Origin of the sequence: Oleiagrimonas sp. C23AA, from assembly GCF_011759385.1 — a bacterium.
GTDB lineage: Bacteria > Pseudomonadota > Gammaproteobacteria > Xanthomonadales > Rhodanobacteraceae > Oleiagrimonas.
This window is the reverse complement of sequence record NZ_JAARLY010000003.1, coordinates 346,536-366,090: the sequence shown is the minus strand read 5'-3', so window position 1 is coordinate 366,090 and position 19,555 is coordinate 346,536. Positions and strand designations below refer to the sequence as shown.

The 19,555-nt window shown below is 64.1% G+C and carries 23 protein-coding genes; 6 read left to right on the top strand and 17 right to left on the bottom strand.

Annotated elements, in window-relative coordinates:
• Window positions 1-56: 56 nt before the first annotated feature.
• Complete coding sequence (gene yhbY / locus HBF24_RS07235) at window positions 57-353, top strand: ribosome assembly RNA-binding protein YhbY (protein WP_167171032.1); 297 nt, start codon at window positions 57-59, stop codon at window positions 351-353.
• A gap of 43 nt (window positions 354-396) precedes the next feature.
• Window positions 397-771, top strand: a complete 375-nt coding sequence (locus tag HBF24_RS07230; RefSeq protein WP_167171029.1) for an Mth938-like domain-containing protein — start codon at window positions 397-399, stop codon at window positions 769-771.
• A 68-nt stretch (window positions 772-839) separates the two neighbouring features.
• On the opposite strand, the gene HBF24_RS07225 is transcribed toward HBF24_RS07230, so the two are convergent.
• The 4 genes from HBF24_RS07225 to surE are packed head-to-tail and all read right to left on the bottom strand — an operon-like array spanning window position 840 to window position 3,890.
• Complete coding sequence (locus HBF24_RS07225) at window positions 840-1,796, bottom strand: peptidoglycan DD-metalloendopeptidase family protein (protein ID WP_240922275.1); 957 nt, start codon at window positions 1,794-1,796, stop codon at window positions 840-842.
• Window positions 1,793-2,401, bottom strand: a complete 609-nt coding sequence (locus HBF24_RS07220; protein ID WP_167171026.1) for a DedA family protein — start codon at window positions 2,399-2,401, stop codon at window positions 1,793-1,795. The genes HBF24_RS07225 and HBF24_RS07220 overlap by 4 nt, the downstream gene beginning before the upstream one ends.
• 38 nt (window positions 2,402-2,439) lie before the next feature.
• A complete protein-coding gene (locus tag HBF24_RS07215) occupies window positions 2,440-3,117 on the bottom strand; it encodes a protein-L-isoaspartate(D-aspartate) O-methyltransferase (RefSeq protein WP_167171023.1) in 678 nt (225 codons plus the stop codon).
• Window positions 3,114-3,890 carry a 5'/3'-nucleotidase SurE gene (gene surE / locus HBF24_RS07210; protein ID WP_167171020.1) on the bottom strand — a complete coding sequence of 259 codons (777 nt, stop codon included), beginning with the start codon at window positions 3,888-3,890 and terminating at the stop codon, window positions 3,114-3,116. The genes HBF24_RS07215 and surE overlap by 4 nt, the downstream gene beginning before the upstream one ends.
• A 157-nt stretch (window positions 3,891-4,047) precedes the next feature.
• Here surE and HBF24_RS07205 point away from each other — a divergent pair, with 157 nt between their 5' ends.
• Window positions 4,048-4,596, top strand: coding sequence for a Smr/MutS family protein (locus HBF24_RS07205; protein ID WP_167171017.1), 549 nt, complete (start codon window positions 4,048-4,050; stop codon window positions 4,594-4,596).
• A 121-nt stretch (window positions 4,597-4,717) separates the two neighbouring features.
• Here the strand turns inward: HBF24_RS07205 and HBF24_RS07200 are convergent, their stop codons facing one another.
• Together HBF24_RS07200 and HBF24_RS07195 are read right to left on the bottom strand one after the other, a co-directional pair.
• Window positions 4,718-5,455: a carbonic anhydrase family protein gene (locus tag HBF24_RS07200; protein WP_167171014.1), complete on the bottom strand. Its 738-nt coding sequence runs from the start codon at window positions 5,453-5,455 to the stop codon at window positions 4,718-4,720.
• Window positions 5,456-5,508: 53 nt separating this feature from the next.
• Window positions 5,509-5,679, bottom strand: a complete 171-nt coding sequence (locus HBF24_RS07195; protein WP_167171011.1) for a hypothetical protein — start codon at window positions 5,677-5,679, stop codon at window positions 5,509-5,511.
• 186 nt (window positions 5,680-5,865) lie between these two features.
• Between HBF24_RS07195 and HBF24_RS07190 the strand changes: the two genes are divergently transcribed.
• The 3 genes from HBF24_RS07190 to HBF24_RS07180 all read left to right on the top strand — a co-directional run bounded on the left by HBF24_RS07190 (window position 5,866) and on the right by HBF24_RS07180 (window position 8,253).
• Window positions 5,866-6,843, top strand: a complete 978-nt coding sequence (locus HBF24_RS07190; RefSeq protein ID WP_240922273.1) for an MBL fold metallo-hydrolase — start codon at window positions 5,866-5,868, stop codon at window positions 6,841-6,843.
• Between the two features lie 88 nt (window positions 6,844-6,931).
• Window positions 6,932-7,498 carry a sigma-70 family RNA polymerase sigma factor gene (locus HBF24_RS07185; RefSeq protein WP_240922271.1) on the top strand — a complete coding sequence of 189 codons (567 nt, stop codon included), beginning with the start codon at window positions 6,932-6,934 and terminating at the stop codon, window positions 7,496-7,498.
• Window positions 7,495-8,253, top strand: a complete 759-nt coding sequence (locus HBF24_RS07180) for an anti-sigma factor (protein ID WP_167171009.1) — start codon at window positions 7,495-7,497, stop codon at window positions 8,251-8,253. Before HBF24_RS07185 ends, HBF24_RS07180 begins: the two co-directional genes overlap by 4 nt.
• Before the next feature lie 16 nt (window positions 8,254-8,269).
• Here the strand turns inward: HBF24_RS07180 and HBF24_RS07175 are convergent, their stop codons facing one another.
• The 11 genes from HBF24_RS07175 to zipA all read right to left on the bottom strand — a co-directional run bounded on the left by HBF24_RS07175 (window position 8,270) and on the right by zipA (window position 19,514).
• A complete protein-coding gene (locus HBF24_RS07175; RefSeq protein ID WP_167171006.1) occupies window positions 8,270-8,608 on the bottom strand; it encodes a tRNA-binding protein in 339 nt (112 codons plus the stop codon).
• A 33-nt stretch (window positions 8,609-8,641) separates the two neighbouring features.
• Window positions 8,642-9,928: an FAD-binding oxidoreductase gene (locus HBF24_RS07170; RefSeq protein ID WP_167171003.1), complete on the bottom strand. Its 1,287-nt coding sequence runs from the start codon at window positions 9,926-9,928 to the stop codon at window positions 8,642-8,644.
• 85 nt (window positions 9,929-10,013) lie between these two features.
• A complete protein-coding gene (gene galU, locus HBF24_RS07165) occupies window positions 10,014-10,904 on the bottom strand; it encodes a UTP--glucose-1-phosphate uridylyltransferase GalU (protein ID WP_167171000.1) in 891 nt (296 codons plus the stop codon).
• Entirely contained in the window at window positions 10,901-12,802 is a 1,902-nt protein-coding gene (locus tag HBF24_RS07160) for a nucleoside-diphosphate sugar epimerase/dehydratase (RefSeq protein ID WP_167170997.1), read from the bottom strand. The genes galU and HBF24_RS07160 overlap by 4 nt, the downstream gene beginning before the upstream one ends.
• A gap of 1 nt (window position 12,803) precedes the next feature.
• The gene (locus HBF24_RS07155) at window positions 12,804-13,835 is read right to left on the bottom strand and encodes a glycosyltransferase family 4 protein (protein WP_167170994.1); all 1,032 of its coding nucleotides are present in this window, start codon (window positions 13,833-13,835) and stop codon (window positions 12,804-12,806) included.
• On the bottom strand, window positions 13,832-15,004 hold the full coding sequence (gene lapB / locus HBF24_RS07150; RefSeq protein ID WP_167170991.1) for a lipopolysaccharide assembly protein LapB: 1,173 nt from the start codon (window positions 15,002-15,004) through the stop codon (window positions 13,832-13,834). The genes HBF24_RS07155 and lapB overlap by 4 nt, the downstream gene beginning before the upstream one ends.
• A complete protein-coding gene (locus tag HBF24_RS07145) occupies window positions 15,001-15,252 on the bottom strand; it encodes a DUF1049 domain-containing protein (RefSeq protein ID WP_167170988.1) in 252 nt (83 codons plus the stop codon). The genes lapB and HBF24_RS07145 overlap by 4 nt, the downstream gene beginning before the upstream one ends.
• A 203-nt stretch (window positions 15,253-15,455) precedes the next feature.
• The gene (locus tag HBF24_RS07140) at window positions 15,456-15,740 is read right to left on the bottom strand and encodes an integration host factor subunit beta (RefSeq protein ID WP_167170985.1); all 285 of its coding nucleotides are present in this window, start codon (window positions 15,738-15,740) and stop codon (window positions 15,456-15,458) included.
• A gap of 196 nt (window positions 15,741-15,936) precedes the next feature.
• The gene (rpsA, locus tag HBF24_RS07135) at window positions 15,937-17,610 is read right to left on the bottom strand and encodes a 30S ribosomal protein S1 (protein ID WP_167170982.1); all 1,674 of its coding nucleotides are present in this window, start codon (window positions 17,608-17,610) and stop codon (window positions 15,937-15,939) included.
• 178 nt (window positions 17,611-17,788) lie between these two features.
• A complete protein-coding gene (cmk, locus tag HBF24_RS07130; RefSeq protein WP_167170979.1) occupies window positions 17,789-18,472 on the bottom strand; it encodes a (d)CMP kinase in 684 nt (227 codons plus the stop codon).
• A 133-nt stretch (window positions 18,473-18,605) separates the two neighbouring features.
• Window positions 18,606-19,514 carry a cell division protein ZipA gene (gene zipA / locus HBF24_RS07125; protein WP_167170976.1) on the bottom strand — a complete coding sequence of 303 codons (909 nt, stop codon included), beginning with the start codon at window positions 19,512-19,514 and terminating at the stop codon, window positions 18,606-18,608.
• Window positions 19,515-19,555 lie beyond the last annotated feature (41 nt).

The following is a 19,555-nucleotide window of genomic DNA, read 5'->3' as shown; positions in this document are numbered from 1 at the left end:
GTGTCCGGCATGATACCCTTTATGGTCCATTTGCCGCGACCTATAAGCTGAACACCATGCCACTTTCCAACGCCCAGCGCCGCTATTTGCGCGGCCTTTGCCACGACCTGAGTCCGGTCATCCTGCTGGGCGCCAAAGGCGTCACCGAGGCGGTGACCAAGGAACTTGGTCTGGCGCTCGACCACCACGAACTGGTCAAGGTCAAACTCTCCGCCGGTGATCGCGCCGAACGCCAGACCCAGGTCGACGCCCTGGTCGAGGCGACCGGCGCCGAAGTGGTTCAGCAGATCGGCCGCACCGCCAGCCTGTTCCGCCGTAACGAGAAGGAACCCAAGCTGGCGTTGCCACGCTGACCGCCACGCTACCGGCTCCCCTTCCCCGCCTCCGGAGGCCTGCATGGAACTGACGCTCGAACGCCCCGACGACTACCTGTTCGTCAAACGCGTCGACGACACCGGCATCACCGTGGTCGACCGTACGCTTACGCGCAGCTTTGTGCTGGGCATGAGCGAGATCGTCGAGGACTGGCCGGTCACCGATGTCACGCAGATGCGCGCCGAACATGCCAGCCCCATTCTGGAGCTGGAACCCGAGGTCGTATTGCTGGGCACCGGGCGCACGCAGCGTTTTCCGCCCACCGAGGTGCTGGCGGCGTTTCTCAAGCGCGGCGTGGGCCTTGAGGCGATGGACAACGCCGCCGCCGCGCGCACCCATTCGGTGCTGGCCGGCGAAGGCCGTCGCGTCGTGGCCGCCTTTATTCTCGGCAGCTAGCGCCTGACACACGGCGTGTAAAAAAGGCCCGCTGATGCGGGCCTTTTTTGTGTGAGATGCGCCGCGCCTCAGCGCGACGGCAAGTAACTGGACGGATCGACCGGTTTGCCGCTGCGACGGATCTGGAACTGCAATTCCACCCGCGACGCGCCGCTGGCGCCCATGCGTGCAATCAGCTGACCGGCCTTGACGTGCTCGCCTTCCTTGACCAGTCGCTTGCTGTTGTGACCGTAGGCCGACAGGTATTCGTCCGAGTGCTTGATGATGATCAGCTCACCGTAACCGACCAGCCCGTTGCCCGAATACACCACGGTGCCTTCGGCCGCGGCGCGCACCGGATCACCGGCATGGCCGGCAATCTGGATGCCAGGAATCGCATCGGATGCGTGGTAGCCGCGAATCAGCTTGCCACCGGCCGGCCATTGCCAGCTGATGCCACCGGCACTGTGCGTGCTGGCATCGGCCTTCACCGGCGTTTTGGCTTCGGTGCTGGGCTGCGCACCAGGCGTAGCCAGCGGTGTGGGTGGCGCCGGCGTGGCAGTGGCTACGGCGGCGGCCGTGCCGGCCACATGGACACCGGCATGGCTACCCGCCTTGACCACGGTTTCGCCGGCCTGGCCAGACGAATGCACTGGCCGGAACACGGGCGCGGAAGGACGGCTTGCCAGGCGGTGCGCCGGCGCGGTCAGGCGCAGGCTCTGCCCAGGATGAATGATGTACGGCGAGGAGATGCCATTCCAGCGCGCGATGTCGCGAAAGTCCTCGCCCACGCGAAACGCAATGGAATACAGCGTGTCCCCGCGCACCACCGTGTAGGTGTCATTGTGCACATGCCCCTTGGCGTGCACCGGCGTGCCATGGCGAGTGCGCTGCACCACTACCGAGCGGGTCAGCGAAGGCGGTGAACAACCGGCCAGCATCGCGCACACCACCGCCAGCAGCGGCAAGCACTGCCGCCGGCCCCACACCAAGGAAGCAACATCGGACATGCGCTTGAGCATAGCCAGACCGCGTGTAGATTTCATCGAAAACCGAACCACCAGACCCCCAGGCCGACCAGCAGCACCAGCGCCGCCCAGCCGAACCATTCCACGTATTTATGCAGCACCTGCTCGGCACGCTTGCCAAACAGACGAATCAACAAGGCCAGCAGATACAAGCGTTTGCCGCGGCCAATCGCCATGCAGGCCAGAAACGGCAGCACCGGCACGCCGACGATACCCGAGGCCCAGGTGATGAACTTCATCGGCACCACCGGCTGAATGGCAGCCAGGACCAACACCAGCAGCAAGCCCAGCCAATGCTCGGTCATCTGCTTGCGCAGCGTTCCCACGCCCTGCTCGATCGGCGCCATCAGGTGCAGATGCTCAAGCAACGGACGTAACGCCTCGAAGGCGTAGTGGCCCAGCGCGTAGCCCACCAGCGAGCCCAGCAGCGCAAAAATCAGGCTGATGTGCGCGTAACGAAACGCACGCTGCGGCTTGGCCAGCGCCATCGGCGCCAGCATCACCTCGGGCGGAATCGGGAAAATGAAGGCCTCGACAAATGAAAGCCCGGCCAGATAGCGCTCGGCGTGCGGATGTCCGGCCCAAACCAGGGCACGCTCGTATAGCGGCTTGAAAAGTCGCATCAGTCAGTCGATTCCTATCGCCACGACGCTGTGCGCCATCAGGCCAGACCGCCAAGCAGCGGCACGAAACTCACCTCGCCCAGTTGCTCGGTGTCCAGGCTCTCATCTTCGTTCTTGCGCAGCCGCCACAATACCTGCTGCCCCGACGGCCCCACCGGCGCCACCAGCACGCCGCCGGGCTTGAGCTGCTCGGAAAGCTGGCGTGCGATGCCTTCGCCGGCGGCGGTCAGGATGATGGCATCGAACGGCGCTTCGTCCGACCAGCCCAGATTGCCGTCATCGTGGCGCGAACGCACTTCCAGGCCCAATTGGCGAAAGCGCCGACGCGCCTGGCGCAGCAGTTCCTCGATACGCTCGACGGTGTGCACCTGCACGCCCAGCGAAGCCAGCACAGCCGCCTGATAGCCGGAGCCAGTCCCCACTTCCAGCACACGTTCGGGCAGGCCGTTTTCGATCAGCGCCTCGGTCATGCGCGCGACCACCCAGGGCTGCGAAATGGTCTGGCCGTGACCGATCGGCAGCGCGGTGTTTTCGTAGGCCCGCGAGGCCAGCGCCTCATCGATGAACAGATGCCTGGGCAGGCGCCGGATTACCTCCAGTACGCGCAGGTCGCCAATGCCTTCGTCCTTGAGACGAGTGGCCAGGCGGTCGCGGGCACGCTGCGAGGTCATGCCCTCGCCGCGCAGCTTCGATTCGGGCAATGCATGCAGCCTCATGCGCCGTGCCCCCGCTCCATGGCCAGCGCATCGGCCCAGGAGCTGACCTTCTCCAGCGCCTGATAACGCGTCAGGTCGGTATGGATCGGCGTCACGGAAATAAAGCCACGACGCACGGCGTCAAAGTCGGTGCCGGGGCTGTCGTCGTCGACCTCGCCCGATGGACCAATCCACCAGATCGGCTTGCCGCGCGGGTCGCGCTGCTCGATGCACGGCGAGGACTTGTGTCGCTTGCCCAACCGGGTGACCTCGAAGCCGCGAATCTCATCCCACGGGCGATCGGGCACGTTGACGTTCAAAATGGTGTCGGCCGGCAGCGGATCGACCAACAGCTGCTGCATCAGCGCCATCACCGCATTGGCCGCCGAGGCATAGTGCTCGCCGCGATGATCGCGGCTGACCAGCGAGACGGCGATCGCCGGCAGGCCCAGAAAGCGCCCTTCCATCGCCGCCGACACGGTGCCCGAATAGATCACGTCGTCACCCAGGTTGGCCGCGTTGTTGATGCCCGACACGACGATATCCGGCTCGTGCTCAAGCAATCCCGACAGCGCCACGTGCACGCAATCGGTGGGCGTGCCCGACACCCGGTAATAGCCATTGTCCATGCGCAAGACACGAATGGGCTGATCCAGGGTGAGCGAATTGCTGGCACCGGAGCGATCCCGGTCCGGTGCGGCCACCGTCACCTGGCCAACCTCGGCCAGACGCTCGGCCAGCACATGGATGCCAGGCGCATCCACACCGTCGTCGTTACTTACAAGAACTCGCATCGATGATCCGTTGAGCATGCGAACAGGCCCGTGCGCAGACGGGTCGGCAAGGCGTCGATTCTAGCCCATTCACCGTCCGCCTGTCGGCGGTCTGCCCGGTAGGCAGCCACCGCATTGCTCGCTATGCTTGAGACTGTCGATTGCGCTCGATTTTCCCATGTCACGCCGCCGCCCCGCCCCCGTCAGCGAAGATGATGCCGACCTCTTTCGCGAGGCCATCGGCGAGGTGCGACGTCTGGAAACCGAGGCGCCGGCCTTCACACCGGACCGTCCCGCACCGTATCCGCGCATGCGGGAGTTGGACGAAGCGGCGGTGCCAGGCGAGTTGCTCAACCTGGATTTCGATCCGGCGATACTGGAAATCGGCGAGGAGCTTTCGTTCCTGCGCAACGGCTATCCACCGAAGATTCTCAAGCAGCTCAAACGCGGCCATTTCAGCATCCAGGCCGATATCGACCTGCACCGCATGAATGCCGAGGCGGCGCGCGACTACATGCTGGATTTTCTGCGCGAGGCGCGGGAGCGTAACTGGCGCTGCGTGCGCATCGTGCATGGCAAGGGCCTGCGCTCACGTCCCGGAGGACCGGTATTGAAAGGCCTGGCCGACCTGGTGCTGCGCCGCCACGGCGATGTGCTGGCGTTTGCCTCGGCGCGACCGTCCCAGGGCGGCACCGGCGCGGTGGTGGTGCTGTTAAAGCCCCGCTAGATCCGCCGCGTCAGGCAAAAAAATGCACCGACATACCGGAGGGGGTTCGGTATGCCGGTGCCAGGGAAAGTCACGCAGTGCCAGCACCGTCCATGGCCGGCACACGCATGACGAGGGACACCTATTCGACAATCAGGCGGGCATTGATCGGCTGCAACGGTCGGTTGTTGGGCTCGTGCAGCACATCGGCAAACGCCTTGATCTGCGCGGCCGAGGCGGTCACTGGCTGCTTCATCACCAGCCAGCGCACACCTTCACTGCACGGCGGCGTGGTCAGCGAGCCATTGAAGCGATAGTAGTCGTGACTGGCCGGCAGCAAGGCCGCAGCCGAAACGGCCTTGGCAAGCTGCGCGTTGTCACCGGCATGCTCGGGCATCTGCTTCCAGACACGAGCCAGCGCCGGGTTGGCCTCGCCTTCCTTGAACATCACCGCCACCACGGCAAGGCGGCCGTCGGCGTCAGCGTGCACCAGGTGCACCTCCAGCGGAAACGATTGGCCATTGATGTGATTTTCGCTGGGGGCGTGGAAGTGGTACTGCTTGAGCGCAAAGGCGCGGCCATCCACATCCAGGCTGGAACCTGGTTCAAAATTCACCTGCACGGTATGACCGTTGTTGAGCGCCTGCTGGCCTCCGGCGCGGTAATGCATGCCCAACGGCTTGAGCTGGCCATGAATCGCGTCGACGATATTGACCGGCGATTGGTTGCTGCCGGCACTGCATGCGGCGTAGGCCGGGCTCAGCTGCCCCCAGTGCTCGGCACCGGTGGCGCCACTGTAGGACCACGGCGCGCCGTGATCACCGGCAAAGGCGACGGTGGAAGTAAAGGCCAACAGGGCAGCGATCATGCGCTTTTTCATCACAAAGCTCCGCTTTGCTTGAGGGGGAAAACGCGCCGTCAGACCGACGCGTGCTACGACGCCTTGGGTGGCGTGAGACGCTCGAGGGATGATTCAGCCTTCGGTGCTGGATACTGAGCGTCCTGCCAGCACACACTCGACTGCGCATTCCAGCCCGGCAGACAGGCACAAGCGTGATACATGCGCACCAGGATCTGCGGGTTAATCAGGGTCGCCATATCCATGCAATGCCCTCCTTGCAGCATCGCGTTGAACCGTGAATGCAACGAACTTGTGTGGCTATCGGCGTGCGCAGGCGGTGTCTTGATGTCTTTGAACTGAACAAAGCCGATAAAAATCCGAAAGCGTGAACTACATCACTTGCTATTCATCCCGCTTTGGCGGGATCGAGCCACAACGCAGGTTTGGCGATGGTTTTGCTACGCTTGGCAATTCTCGCCGCCTTTGGCCAAAGCATGACCGACTTCGGCATCCACACCATCGACACCGGCTTTCAACGGCCTAAATTTGACGCTGCCTATCTCATCGTCGAGAACGGGCGTGGCGCCTTCATCGACTGCGGCACCAAGCACTCGCAGCCGCAGATGCTGGCGGCGCTGGATGCGGCCGGGCTGGTCGCCTCCGATGTGGACTGGCTGATTCTGACCCATGTGCACCTGGATCACGCCGGCGGTGCCGGCGCGCTGATGCAGCGCCTGCCCAACGCCAACCTGGTAGTGCATCCGCGCGGGGCGCGTCACATGATCGACCCAAGCAAGCTGTGGGCGGGCGCCTCGGCGGTGTATGGCGAGGCAGAAATGCAGCGCAGCTACGGCGAACTGGTGCCGGTACCGGCCGAGCGAGTCATCGAGGCCGGCGACGGGCACGTTATCGAACTGGCCGGGCGCGCGCTGGAGATGGCCGATACCCCGGGCCACGCCGCCCATCACAACTGCATCTGGGATGCGACCAGCCGCAGCTGGTTTTCCGGCGATACGTTCGGCTTGTCCTACCGCGAGTTCGACTCCCCCCAGGGGCCGTTCGTCATCCCCACCACCTCGCCGGTCCAGTTCGACCCCAAGGCCCTGCACGCCTCCATCGATCGCCTGCAGGCGCGACAGCCACGTGCCATCTACCCCACCCACTTCGGCCGCGTTGAGGCCATCGACGCCATGGCGCGCGAACTGCACCACGATATCGACGCGATGGTGGCGCTGGCGCTGGAACACGAACGCCAGGGCGAGGATCACTCGCAACTGGTGCACGCGCTGCAAACCCTGTATGTGGAACGCGCGCAACACCACGGCTGCCGGCAAAGCCGCGAGCAGGTACTGACATTATTGGCGACTGATATCGAGCTGAACGCACAAGGCCTGGAAGTGTGGCTGCAACGCCGCCGTAAACATTGACGCAGGCGCCGTCACAGCGCACTGTTGCCGACGCGGCACGCGCGATGCGGGACAGCCGCAAGCGCTGTCGAGCGACCTGGAGGGGCGATTGAAGCCGAGCACGGACACCTACAGCCGCGAAGTCCTCACCACCACGCTGCATGCCGTGGCCGGTGGCGACAAGCAGGCCTTTGAACAGCTGTATCAAATGACATCGGCCAAGCTGTTTGGCATCTGCCTGGGTCTTCTGCCGCAGCGCAGTGACGCCGAGGACGTGTTGCAAGATGTCTACGTCACCGTATGGCAGAAGGCGGCGCAGTTTCGCGAAGGCCGCGCCACCGCCATGACCTGGCTCATCTCCATTGCCCGCAACAAGTCCATCGACCGCCTGCGCGCACGCGGCACACTGCAGCGCAGCAGCCCGATCGACCTGGCCGGACCACTCAGCGATCCGGCGCCAGAGCAGCCGGAGGTGGTCGAGGCCGAACAGGAAAGCCAACGCCTGGATGGCTGCATGAACACGCTCGACCCCAAGCAGCGCGCGGCGATCCGTGTCGCCTTCATGGAGGGGGTCACGCACGATGCGCTGGCCAGTCGTGCCGGCGTGCCGCTGGGCACCATGAAAAGCTGGATCCGTCGCGGTCTGCACCGACTCAAGGCCTGTCTGGAACGATGAGCGAATTTGACGAAAGCGCCGACACCCCAAACCGCGAGGACCTGCGCCTGGCCGAGTACGTGCTGGGTACGCTCGACGGCGAGGAGCGACGCGAGGTGGAAGGCTGGATGGACGCCGACCCACGCATCGCCGCCCGCGTCGAGACATGGCAGGAACGTTTCGCGCAGCTGGCCAACCAGGTGGCCCCGGCCGATGCGCCGGCTTACATCTGGGCGCGCATCCTGGCGCGCATCGAGCCCGAACGTGTGGCGCTGGAATCGACGGCACCCGCCACGCGCCCGGGGCTGTGGCAAAGCCTCACCCTGTGGCGCTGGCTGGGTGCCGGCTCGCTGGCCGTGGCGGCACTGGTGGTAATCATCGTGCTGGGCGTGATGCCGACGCAACGCCAGCACGGCGCTCCCGGCACCCGCTCAGGCACGGAGCTGGCCGCCACCATTCGTACCGACAACGGCCAGGCCGCGTTCACCGCCAGCATCGATGCGTCCGGCACGCGCATGACGGTAATTCCCACCGCCGCCTGGAAGCACAGCGGCAAGGTTCCCGAGCTATGGCTGATTGCGCCAGGCAGCAAGACACCTGAGCCGCTGGGCGTAATTGCGCAGGATCACGCCACCGTGATGACCATCCCCGCGGCGCTTCGCGGCCAGGCCCGCTCGCAGGCGCTGCTGGCGATTTCGGTGGAGCCACCGGGCGGCTCGCCCACGGGCCTGCCGACTGGGCCAGTAATCGCCAAGGGCGCCGTGAACTCGATCTGATCGACCCAGTGCCCGGCTAGGCCAGCCGGGCACCATCGGGAACACGGCGCTCCGGCTTGGCGATCACCACGCCAGCATCGGTGTGAAAGCCGGTCAACAGAAATTGCGAGCGCATCGGGCCGATCTGCTTGGGCGCGGTGTTGATCCAGCCAAGAATCTGCACACCCAGCAGCGCCTGCGGCGCATACAGATCGGTGATCTGCGCACTGGTCTTCTTCTCGCCATAGGGACCGAAGTCCACCCACAACTTCCAGGCCGGGTGCCGTGCCTGTGGGAACGGTTCGACCCGGCGCACCGTGCCGGCCACCAGTACCAGCTTCTGAAAGTCGTTCCAATCGGCTAAAGACTCGTCCATCCGGCCCTCCTGCATGCCACCAAGTACGGCTTGTCAGCCTTCGCGCACGTCACGCCAAGCATCTTGCCATTGTGCAAAGCTGTAGGTCAGCTGGGCGGCGATATCTCCCAGCGGGCGCCAGGCGCGCACCAGCGGATAGGCATCAAAGGCATGCCAGGCCTTATCCCCGTCGGCGATGGCCGAAGCCAGCAGCGTGCCCGCCACGGTGGTTGGTGCCAGGCCGTGACCGCCAAACCCTTGTGCCCACCACAGGCCATCGCGACCGCCAATCTGCGGCATCTGATGACGCGCATAACTCATCAGTCCCGACCAGGCGAAATCGACACGGACATTGGCCAGCGCCGGATAAACCCGCGCCAGATCCCGCCGCAGCAGCTGCCGCACCCGGGCAGGCGCACGATCACGCATCGAGATGCGCCCGCCCCATAGCAGGCGCGTGTCGGCCAACGGGCGGTAGTAGTCAAAGGCAAAGCGCGTGTCATACACCGCTGCAGCGGTACGCAGATGGTCCGCCAGCTGCACACCCAGCGGCTCGGTCACCATCACGTACGTAGCCACCGGCAAAATGGCGCGATCGATGCGCGCGCAAAGACCGGCCAGATAGCCACCACAGGCCAGCACCACATGCTCGGCCTGCACCTGCCCCTCGGCCGTATCCAGTTGCCAATCGCCACCATGTCGGCGCAACGCGGTCACCGGCGAATGCGGATGCAGCGCCACGCCTTTGGCCATGGCAACCCGCGCCAGGCCTCGTGCGTAATCGAGCGGATGCAGATGCATGCCACGCGGCTCGAACAGGCCTTCACTGTAGCGCTCGGTACAAAGCCGCTCGCGCATGGCTGCGCGATCCAGCCATTGCCAGTGCACGTCGTAGTGGCGTTGCAGCAACGCCTGTCGTTGACGCAACACGACCGGATCACGGAACCAGTTGGCCCAGATCACCCCTGCCTCGGTGAGCTGGCAGTCGATTCGCTCATCGCGCACGCGCTGACGAATGCGTTCGACCGCCTCGCAGGTCCAGCCATAGAGCCGGCGCGCGGCCTGCTCACCGCGCTGGGCAAGCAGCGCCTGCTCACCCAGCGAATAACCAGCGAAAACGAAGCCACCGTTGCGGCCGGAGGCACCAAAGCCGATCTCGCCGGCCTCCAGCACACAGACATCTCGCTCGCCTTTTTCGGCCAGCGACAGCGCGGTATTGAGCCCGGCGAAACCGCCACCGACCACGGCCACGCGAACACGGCGCCGGTCCCGCAATGGCTCACCCAGCGCCGGTTCCCGGGCACTGACGCGGTAATAGGAATCGGCGGCGCGCGTGTGCATGCGCTACAGCCTAGCAGCGACGCCATAAAAAAAGAGCCGGCCCAAGGCCGGCTCCGTGTCTTGCTTGGCGCAAAGTTTGTCGCAGTCAGGCGGCAAACTCAGGCTCATGGGCGACAAAGTCGCGGATCGCACTGGCCAGCTGCGGATCCTTGGCGGCCAGATGCAACGTGGCACGCACCAGTCCCAGCTTGTTGCCGCAGTCAAAACGACGCCCGGCGAAGCGATAGGCCAACATCGACTCTTGCTTGAGCAGCGTCTCGATGGCATCGGTGAGCTGAATCTCACCACCGGCACCCGGCGTGGTCTTCTCCAACACCTCGAAGATGCTGCCCGGCAGCACGTAGCGACCGACAACACCCAAATTGGTCGGCGCCTCGGACGGCTTGGGCTTCTCCACCATGTGATGGATGCGCGCGGCGCGCTCGCCGACCTCGCCTTCGGTGGCCACGATGCCGTATTTATCGGTCTGGTCGTTGGGCACTTCCTCGACCGCGATTACCCCCGCATTCTGAGCCAGCGCCAGCTCGGCCATCTGCCGCAGGGCGCTGGGCTGCCCGCCGGTGGAAATAAGGTCATCGGGAAGAATCACACCAAACGGCTCATCACCGACCACAGGTTTGGCGCACAAAACGGCGTGGCCAAGGCCCAACGCTTCGGGCTGGGTCACAAACACGGCGCGCACATGGGAAGGCAGCGTGCCCTGCACCTGCGCCAGCAGCTCGTCCTTGCCCTTCTGCTCGAGCTTGGCTTCCAGCTCGTAGGCTTTGTCGAAGTAATCGGCAATGGAATGCTTGTAACGGTTGGTGACGAAAATCAGTGTATCGGCACCGGCGTCGACGGCTTCGTCCACCGCGTACTGGATCAGCGGACGATCCACCACCGGCAGCATTTCCTTGGCCACGGCCTTGGTGGCCGGCAGAAAGCGCGTACCCAGGCCCGCAACGGGGAAGACGACTTTACGTAATTTGCGACTCATGCGGCTCCTTCGTTTTCTATCCGGCGCAGCGGCACCACATTGGTCGGCTGCGTACCCTCGCCCCAGCGGAACGACGGCAGCAGCGCGGAAACCTCGTGCCGCAACGCGTCCTCGTCATAACTGGCCACCGCCTCGCGTCCGCGTTCGAGGTGGCCCAGCAACAGCTCCCACGCCACCAGCCGCGGCTGCGACAGGAAGATCTTGGTATGCGTGGTCGCGGTGTAGTTTTCCAGCGGGTGAAACAGCTCTTCGAACAGCTTCTCGCCGGCGCGCAGGCCGGTGTAGACAATGGGAATGTCCACGCCAGGATGCTTGCCGGTGAGCCGGATCATCTGCTCGGCCAGATCCTTGATACGCACCGGCTCACCCATGTCCAGCGCAAAGATTTCACCACCACGCCCCAACGCCGCCGACTGCAGGATCAGCTGACACGCTTCGGGAATGGTCATGAAGTAACGCGTGATCTCCGGGTGTGTCACCGTCACTGGACCACCTTTGCGGATCTGTTCACGGAACAGGGGTACCACCGAACCGGCCGAGTCAAGCACGTTACCGAAGCGAACGGTGACAAAACGTGTACGCGAGCGCTGCGACAGATTCTGGCAATAAATTTCCGCTATGCGCTTGCAGGCGCCCATGATGCTGGTCGGATTGACCGCCTTGTCAGTGGAGATCAGCACGAAGCCCAGGCAGCCATAGCGATCGGCCGCGTCGGCCATCACCTTGGTCGACAGCACATTGTTGCGGAACGCCTCGCGCAACTGACTCTGCAGAATCGGCACATGCTTGTAGGCTGCGGCGTGGAACACCACTTCCGGCTGCACGCGCGCGAACAGCCGATCGATCGCCACGGCGTCGCCGGCGCTGGTCAGCACGCCCTGGAACCGAAGATGTGGGTGCGACTGGCGCAACTCACGCTCGATGGCATACAGGTTGTATTCGGAGAGCTCCACCACCGTCAGCGAAGCGACACCAAGCTGAGCCACCTGCCGACACAGCTCGGCACCGATCGAGCCACCGCCACCGGTAATGACCACACGGCGCCCGGTCAGCGTTTCACGAATGCGCGTCCAGTCCAGCTCCACCGCATCACGGCCCAGCAGGTCCTCGATGGCCACTTCCTTGATGTCGTTGAGCTGGGCGCGACCGGTCACCACATCCTCCAGTCGCGGCACGGTGCGGAACGGCAATCCGGTGTCTTCGCACAGCTTCACCATGCGACGCATTTCGGCGCTGCTGGCTGTGGGCTGTGCAATCAGCAGCATGTCCACACCCGACTGATGCGCTACCTCGCGGACATCGGCCAGTGTGCCCAGCACCGGTACGCCATGAACGCGCGAGCCGCGCAAAGCCAGATCATCATCCAGAAATCCGCTGACCCGGTAACGGCTGTTGCGCCGCATCAGGTCACGCGCCAGTGCGTCACCGGCATGATTGGCGCCCAGGATCAGCACGCGCTGCGCTGCGCCCGAGCGCAGCAGGTCGCGCCGGCTGTCCTTCCAGAAGCGGTAGGCCATGCGCGGCACACCCAGCAGCAACGCCAGGATCACCGGGTAGACCAGCAACACCGAACGCGGCACACCGGCCAGGCGGTTGTAGACGAACAGCGTCAAACCGATGAACAAGGCACCGACCACCGCCGCGCGCAAGATATTCCAGAGGTCCGGCACACTGGCGAAGCGCCACAGGCCCTTATACAGGCCGGTCCAGGCAAACACGGTGCCCTGGATCAGCAGCACGAAGGAAAACTCCGGCGTCATGAAGGGTGTGGCAATGTCGGCACCAGGCATCAGTGCATAGCGCAGGCTCTTGGCGATCCACCATGCCAGCAGCACCATGCCTAGATCGTGCAAAACCACCGCGGCACGAGGGTGAATGGAAGCGGCCATACGACGCATCTCAGCGGCCCGCCCTGGCCAGTTTCAGGCAGCGCATACGGCCGATCCACCACAACGCCGCACCCAGCGCATACCAGCACAGGGCTAGAGTCAAACCGTGTTGCGGAGCGTGCCAAGCAAACAGTACGACGGGAATCGAGATAAGGTTCCAGATCATATATAGACATCCTGTCCGGGCGTGAGACCAGCCACGGCGAACCAGCCATTGATACAGGTGCTCACGATGAGCGCTGTACCAACGCCGCCCCCTGGCCATGCGCCATGCGAGTGTCAGCCCGGCATCTATCAGGAAGCCGGAACACGCGATCAATGCAGACCATACGTATTCCGTACGTATGGCCCACACTAGCGCAACCAACATGAATACCAGCAGGCCCAGCGAGCCGCTGCCGGCGTCACCCATGAAGATACGCGCCGGCGGACGATTGTAATGCAGAAAACCCATGGCGGCGCCGGCCATGATGATCGCCATGCATGTCAGTGGCGCGACATCCGCCACATATCCCATCGCCACCATCACGACGCCAATAAATACCGCCTGCATGCCAAGCAGACCGTCGATACCATCCATGAAATTATGCAGATTGACGCTGGCGGTACCGGCCATACACAACGGCAGGCACCACCATAAAGCGATGCCGCCCCATTGGCACAGGACATAGGCGAATAAGGCACTGGCCAGCAGCTGCACCGCCAGTCGCGGCAAGACCGGCAGGCTGACCTGGTCATCTCCCCAACCGACACCAGCCACCAGGACGATTGCCAGTAGAGCACCCGTCCAAAGTGATATCGGCATCGCCGATCCCGGCCAGGAGGCGGCTACCCCACCGGCTAACAACATGGCCGCCACCATGCCCAGCCCTCCACCACGCGGCGTCGGAACGGTATGCGAGCGACGCTGACCAGGCAGATCAAGCATGCCGCGACGCAAGGTATATCCAATCATCAGACGTACCCCGGCGGCAGAAGCGCCCCAGGCGAGCACCAAAAGCACCGACAGACGCGTCAGCTCACTCCCCCAGGGCGCACTCATTCGTTGGCCACACCATGGATGGGTCGCACCGTTCCCCAGCTCTTGCAGCTGGGGCACTGCCAATGGTGCGCCTTGGCGCCAAAACCGCAGCGGCTGCAGCGGTACATGGCCTGGCCTTCCTGCAGCTTGTGCGTGAGATCGCGAAGGATCAGGAAGCTTTCATGCGCTTCGCCGCTCAGGCGATCCATGCTGGCGTCGATCAAGGCCATCAATCCGCGCACCGATGGGCGCTGGCGAAGCTGTGCGGTCAAAAATTCGGTGGCCGCCTGCTCGCCATCACGCTCACGGTACAGACGCGCCAGGGCCAGTACCGGCGAAATGCCGTGGTAGCGCGACAGCAACTCCTGCAGGAACGCTTCGGCGCGCGGCATCTGCTCGCTCGCTTCGTAGCTTCTCAGCAGCGGCCCCAGGATTTCCGGCACAAAGGCGACGTCGCAGGCCAACGCCTGTTCGTAGGTATCGACTGCCTTGGCATGCTCCCCGTCAGCGGCCTGCATCTGCGCGCAAAGCATGAAAGCGCGCACGCAATCGCTTTGCGCATCAAAGGCCTTGTCCAGATAAAGACGCGCATCCTGACGCGCACCGTGCTGACGTGCCTGCTCGGTCAATTCACAGTAGAAATGCGCCACCGTGGCCGCTTCGCTGTCGCCGGTCATCGCTTCCAGTCGGCGTGCATGCTCGATGGCCTTGTGCCAGTCACGTTCATGCTGGTAGATCGCCACCAGATGCCGCAGCGCCGACGGCGCGTGCGCATCCATCGCCACCAGGTCCGAGAACAGCGTCTCGGCACGATCGAGCAACCCGGCGCGCATATAGTCCTCACCCAGCTCCAGCAGGGCGACCGTCTTCATTTCATCACTTAAGTTGGGCCGCGACACCAGGTGCTGATGCACGCGAATGGCGCGATCGACCTCACCGCGCCGGCGGAAAAGATTGCCCAGCGCAAGATGGGTTTCCACCGTGTCGCGGTTGTACTCGGCCAGCTTGAGGAAAACCTCTATCGCCTTGTCCTGCTGCTCGTTGAGCAGGTAGTTGAGGCCGCGAAAGTAATCGGAGGAAAGCGCGTTGACACGTGCGCCCGAACGTCGCGCATTGCCACGGCGCGAGGCCAGCCAACCGGCCAGAAACGACAGCGGCACAATAAGCAGCAACCACAGTGGATGCGTCATGCCTGCTCCGCCGAGCCCTTGCCGCGACGCGCCTTGCGGCGACGCTTGAGGCCGGCACGTGCGCCAAGCCATGCGGTCAGTCCGCCCAGCACCCAGCCCAGCAGCAATGCTGCCAGTAACGCCGCGCCCTTGGGCACGGCCAGCTGGCCGCTGCCGAAGTCATACGACACCAGATCGGCATTGAGCGCGCCGAACACCAGTCCGACGGCGACCACGAAAATAAGCACGAGAGCGATGATCAAGCGCATGCGCAGCGACTTTACCTGATTGCGGCGATGCCGCACAGACATCACGCCGGAGGTGGCCGGTCCGCGTTCACACGAAGGCGCTCACGGGAGCCGGACATAAAAAAGGTGAACGGGTCGTGGCGACCGGTTCACCTTAACGTCGGCCGATCCGGATAACCGGATCGAACCACCTGACATCAGCCTCTTGAACACACGACGACGGATCAGTCCGTCGAATTGACGCGTTCGCGAAGCTCCTTGCCTGGTTTGAAATGCGGCACATGCTTGCCCGGCAGCGCCACCGCTTCGCCGGTCTTGGGGTTGCGCCCCATGCGCGGCGGACGATAGTGCAGCGAGAAACTGCCAAAACCCCGCACTTCGATGCGTTCACCCTCGGAAAGCGCCTGGCTCATCTGTTCGAGCACGCTCTTGACGGCCAGTTCGACATCCCCGAACGCAAGATGGGTCTGACGCTGCGAAAGCGTCTCAATCAATTCGGACTTGGTCATGATCCCCGCGATTCCGTATGGAGCAGGCCCCCTGTGAGCCTTGTGCGACACTGCCCCGGCTGTCGGTCGCGATCCGTCCGTGGCGGACCCGACCGTCTACCCCGCTGGCCGCCCTGGCCCGCGTTGGCAGATCGGATGACGTGACGTGAGCTTGAAGCGACGGGGGCGGCAAGCGCCACCCCCGTGCTCCTTAAGCTTACTCGGACTTGTTCATCTGCTCCTGCAGCAGCGCACCCAACTTGGTGGTGCCACCGGAAGCATTACCGTACTCGGCCAGGGAATCCTGCAGATCGGCTTCGTCCTTGGCACGGATCGAAACCTGCAGCATGCGGCCCTTGCGGTCCATACCCGTGAACTTGGCCTCGACCTTCTCGCCGACCTTAAGGTACTGCGTGGCATCGTCCACGCGCTCCTTGGCGATATCGTTGGCACGCAGGTACGCGTCCACGCCATCACCCAGGTCGACCACGGCGCCCTTGGCGTCCACTTCCTTCACGGTACCGTTGACGATGGTGCCGCGCGGATGGGCAGCCATGAACTGGCCGAACGGATCCTGCTCGAGCTGCTTGATGCCCAGGCTGATGCGCTCGCGCTCCGGATCGACCGCCAGCACCACCGCCTCGACTTCCTCGCCCTTCTTGAAGTCACGCACCAGGTCTTCGCCCTGACCCTGCCAGGAAATATCCGACAGGTGGACCAGACCATCGATGCCGCCTTCCAGGCCGACGAAGATGCCGAAGTCGGTGATCGACTTGATCTGACCGGAGACCTTGTCGCCCTTCTTGTGCATGGCGGCAAAGGCTTCCCACGGGTTGGACTTGGTCTGCTTGATGCCCAGCGAGATGCGGCGACGCTCCTCGTCCACATCCAGCACCATGACCTCGACCTCGTCAGACACCTGCACCACCTTGGCCGGGTTGACGTTCTTGTTGGTCCAGTCCATCTCGGAGACGTGCACCAGGCCTTCCACGCCCGGCTCGATCTCGACGAAGCAGCCGTAATCGGTGACGTTGGAGACCTTGCCGAACAGGCGGCTGCCAACCGGGTAACGACGCGAGATGTTGACCCACGGATCGTCGCCCAGCTGCTTCAGGCCCAGCGACACGCGGTTGCGCTCGCGGTCGAACTTCAGCACGCGCACGTCCAGCTCGTCGCCCACGTTCACCACCTCGGACGGATGGCGCACGCGCTTCCAGGCCATGTCGGTGATGTGCAGCAGGCCGTCGATACCGCCCAGGTCCACGAACGCGCCGTAATCGGTCAGGTTCTTGACCACACCGTGGACAATGGCGCCCTCGGTCAGGCGCTCCAGCAGCTTCTCGCGCTCCTCGGAGTACTCGCTCTCGACGACGGCGCGACGGCTGACGACCACGTTGTTGCGCTTGCGGTCCAGCTTGATGATCTTGAACTCGAGGTCCTTGCCCTCGAGGTAGGCCGGGTCGCGCACCGGGCGCACGTCGACCAGGGAGCCCGGCAGGAACGCGCGGACATCCTTGATGTCGACGGTGAAGCCGCCCTTGACCTTGCCGGAGATCTTGCCGGTGACGGTCTCGTCCTTGTCGAAGGTCTCTTCCAGCTCGTCCCAAACCATGGAACGCTTGGCCTTCTCGCGCGACAGCTTGGTCTCGCCGAAGCCATCTTCCAGGGCGTCCAGGGCCACCTTGACCTCGTCACCCACCTCAACTTCCAGCTGGCCTTCCTCATCCTTGAACTGCTCGATGGGGACAATGCCTTCGCTCTTCAGGCCGGCGTTGATCACAACCACGTCGTTGCGGATCTCGACCACGATGCCCGAGACGATGGAGCCAGGCTTCAGCTTGGCCAGGGTCTGCTGGGTCTGTTCAAAAAGTTCGGCGAAACTTTCAGTCATGTGAATTCTCAGAAATAAACATAAGGCTCTGGGCCGAACATGCGCCGTCGGTTGGTGCAGTGGGCAAAACCCCTGCGTGCATGCCAGTCACCGGCCTCACCGGTTGAGGGTGCAAGAGCGCACCGTTTAAACCACATCCCGTGCCGCGGCACGGGCCCATGTTGCCGATTGCCCCGCCTTACGGCGAACCAACCAGCGCCAATACCTTCGCGACCACCGCGTCGATGTCCAGGCCGGTGGTGTCGATGGTGACGGCATCATCAGCAGGGCGGAGCGGTGCGACCGAACGCGACGCGTCACGCGCATCGCGGGCTTCGATCTCTCGCAGGAGGCTCGAAAGTGTAACGCTGAGCCCCTTTGCTTTCAACTGTTTATAGCGCCTTTTCGCGCGCTCGGCGGCGCTGGCGGTCAGGAACACCTTGTGCGGCGCATCGGGGAAGATCACGGTCCCCATGTCGCGCCCGTCAGCCACCAGCCCCTTGCCCTTTCGGAACGACAACTGCTTGTCCACTAAGGCTTTTCTCACCGATGGAATAGCGGCGATGGCCGACGCGGCCGCGCCACAGGTTTCCGTGCGCAGCTCGTCACCGGCATCGTGACCGTTCACATACACGCGCGTCTCGCCGCCTTCGGCGTCGGGACGAAACGTGATGCGTGTGGACTCGGCGCAACGCGTCACCGCCTCGGCGTCGGACAAATCCAGTCCAGCCATGCTGGCGGCATAACCCACCGCGCGATACAGCGCGCCCGAGTCGAGCAGGTTCCAGCCCAGCTGGTCGGCCACGCGACGGCTGATGGTGCCCTTGCCCGATCCGGACGGGCCATCAATGGTAAGAACGGGCGCAACCGCAGAACGGGGCATGGCAGCTCCTGGCAAATACTCGGGAATCGGCCCATTCTAGCGCGCGAGCGGCGGCACGCGAATGCCCGACAGGGCGATTTAGACGCTCTGCCCGCGGCATTTGTGACAAGGTTTGGTGTGAGCGCCGGCGCCTTTAGCGTCCGAACTCGATCCGCTCGCCCTCGTTGCGCCGGTCCCAGCCACGCAAATCGTCGCGGATATACGCCACGCGCTGGCGTCCCAGCGCATTGCGCTCATCGTCCAGCACCAGACCATCGAGCAGCTCGGCCATGCGCTGCGCCGTGGGCAGCATCGCATCCCAGGCATCCAGCGCCGACATCGGTCCCGGCAGGGTCATGAAGAAACTCACCCCGGGCGTATCCATGGCGTGGATGTCGTTCATGTCGAAATTGCCCGGCTTGACCATGTTGGCCACGCTGAACACCGGGCCGGCCTCGGGCTTGCCGTCCTGCAGACGATGGAAAATGCTCATGTCGCCATAGTCCAGACCCGCCTTCTCGGCCGCCACCACCAGGTCCGAGCCACGGAAGCGATCGCCGTCACGCGCCACCACATACAAGGTGACGATGCGATCCACCGGCTGATCGGCGGGACGCCGGCCCACGCTGGATGCCTGCGCCGCGCTGACACGCGGCGCAGGTTCGGCCGCGCCAGCCGGCTCGGCCTCTTCCGCCGGCGCTTTGTCACGGCGCAGCATCTCGCCCAGGGAAGGCTCCTTGCGCGCCGCCGTCTTGCGTTCGGCACCGGAAAGCTCGGCGCCCAGACGCTCCAACTCGGCGCGAAAATCCACGTCCAGTTCGCCCTGCGCGGGGGCGGCGCCGGCAGAAAGCTCGACCACGTCGTCGTCGATGGCCGAAAAGCCCTGCCCGGCGTCGGACTCCTCACCCAGGCCAGGCTCCTTGCGCGCGGCCTTGCCCTTGCCGAAGCCGGGCAGCCGGCGCCCCTGGCCAGGCTTCTTCGGCTGGCCGAACAGCCAGATCGCCACCAGCACAATGACACCGATAATGAACATCGGTACGCCGACGGCGGGATTCCAACTCATGCAACTCTCCTGACCTTGAGCAATAACGCGCGAAACGCGGG

Excerpts from the sequence above, each read along its gene's own strand:
- zipA (WP_167170976.1), bottom strand. The coding sequence starts at position 19,514 with ATGAGTTGGAATCCCGCCGTCGGCGTACCGATGTTCATTATCGGTGTC.
- HBF24_RS07145 (WP_167170988.1), bottom strand. The coding sequence starts at position 15,252 with ATGCGCTTGATCATCGCTCTCGTGCTTATTTTCGTGGTCGCCGTCGGA.
- surE (WP_167171020.1), bottom strand. The coding sequence starts at position 3,890 with ATGCGAGTTCTTGTAAGTAACGACGACGGTGTGGATGCGCCTGGCATC.
- lapB (WP_167170991.1), bottom strand. The coding sequence starts at position 15,004 with ATGACGCATCCACTGTGGTTGCTGCTTATTGTGCCGCTGTCGTTTCTG.
- HBF24_RS07200 (WP_167171014.1), bottom strand. The coding sequence starts at position 5,455 with ATGAAAAAGCGCATGATCGCTGCCCTGTTGGCCTTTACTTCCACCGTC.
- HBF24_RS07155 (WP_167170994.1), bottom strand. The coding sequence starts at position 13,835 with ATGAGTGCGCCCTGGGGGAGTGAGCTGACGCGTCTGTCGGTGCTTTTG.
- HBF24_RS07170 (WP_167171003.1), bottom strand. The coding sequence starts at position 9,928 with ATGCACACGCGCGCCGCCGATTCCTATTACCGCGTCAGTGCCCGGGAA.
- HBF24_RS07140 (WP_167170985.1), bottom strand. The coding sequence starts at position 15,740 with ATGACCAAGTCCGAATTGATTGAGACGCTTTCGCAGCGTCAGACCCAT.
- HBF24_RS07205 (WP_167171017.1), top strand. The coding sequence starts at position 4,048 with ATGTCACGCCGCCGCCCCGCCCCCGTCAGCGAAGATGATGCCGACCTC.
- HBF24_RS07190 (WP_240922273.1), top strand. The coding sequence starts at position 5,866 with ATGGTTTTGCTACGCTTGGCAATTCTCGCCGCCTTTGGCCAAAGCATG.
- galU (WP_167171000.1), bottom strand. The coding sequence starts at position 10,904 with ATGAGTCGCAAATTACGTAAAGTCGTCTTCCCCGTTGCGGGCCTGGGT.
- HBF24_RS07195 (WP_167171011.1), bottom strand. The coding sequence starts at position 5,679 with ATGGATATGGCGACCCTGATTAACCCGCAGATCCTGGTGCGCATGTAT.
- HBF24_RS07230 (WP_167171029.1), top strand. The coding sequence starts at position 397 with ATGGAACTGACGCTCGAACGCCCCGACGACTACCTGTTCGTCAAACGC.
- HBF24_RS07160 (WP_167170997.1), bottom strand. The coding sequence starts at position 12,802 with ATGCGTCGTATGGCCGCTTCCATTCACCCTCGTGCCGCGGTGGTTTTG.
- HBF24_RS07180 (WP_167171009.1), top strand. The coding sequence starts at position 7,495 with ATGAGCGAATTTGACGAAAGCGCCGACACCCCAAACCGCGAGGACCTG.
- HBF24_RS07225 (WP_240922275.1), bottom strand. The coding sequence starts at position 1,796 with ATGAAATCTACACGCGGTCTGGCTATGCTCAAGCGCATGTCCGATGTT.
- HBF24_RS07215 (WP_167171023.1), bottom strand. The coding sequence starts at position 3,117 with ATGAGGCTGCATGCATTGCCCGAATCGAAGCTGCGCGGCGAGGGCATG.
- cmk (WP_167170979.1), bottom strand. The coding sequence starts at position 18,472 with ATGCCCCGTTCTGCGGTTGCGCCCGTTCTTACCATTGATGGCCCGTCC.
- rpsA (WP_167170982.1), bottom strand. The coding sequence starts at position 17,610 with ATGACTGAAAGTTTCGCCGAACTTTTTGAACAGACCCAGCAGACCCTG.
- HBF24_RS07175 (WP_167171006.1), bottom strand. The coding sequence starts at position 8,608 with ATGGACGAGTCTTTAGCCGATTGGAACGACTTTCAGAAGCTGGTACTG.
- yhbY (WP_167171032.1), top strand. The coding sequence starts at position 57 with ATGCCACTTTCCAACGCCCAGCGCCGCTATTTGCGCGGCCTTTGCCAC.
- HBF24_RS07220 (WP_167171026.1), bottom strand. The coding sequence starts at position 2,401 with ATGCGACTTTTCAAGCCGCTATACGAGCGTGCCCTGGTTTGGGCCGGA.